Here is a 238-nt window from a genome sequence, read left to right as displayed (position 1 = left end):
CTTCTTTCTCCTGTTATATGAACAGTTGGAAAATCAAATTTTCGGTTAGTCATGTTCTGACAACACTTGTATACAAGTGGAGACTCCTTTTTTTAGATTTTGATGCGACCAGCTTGGAATCTGCCCGTGTTGGATAGCAAGCTCATGAGAAGCAGGCATGTGAATAAACCCACTAGGCATTTTTTTGTTTTGAATCTTCGCATAATGCAATGCTTGGTACATCACATGGTTGCATAAA

The 238-nt window shown here is 38.7% G+C and carries 1 protein-coding gene; it reads right to left on the bottom strand.

The window, feature by feature from the left end:
* Nucleotides 1-45: 45 nt before the first annotated feature.
* On the bottom strand, nucleotides 46-238 hold a 193-nt coding region (locus RYX56_RS25080), incomplete at its 5' end, for a pyroglutamyl-peptidase I family protein (RefSeq protein ID WP_439108539.1).

This window comes from Alkalihalophilus lindianensis (assembly GCF_032843265.1).
Classification (GTDB): Bacteria; Bacillota; Bacilli; order Bacillales; family Bacillaceae_D; genus Alkalihalophilus; species Alkalihalophilus lindianensis.
This window is presented reverse-complemented; position numbering and strand designations above follow the sequence as displayed.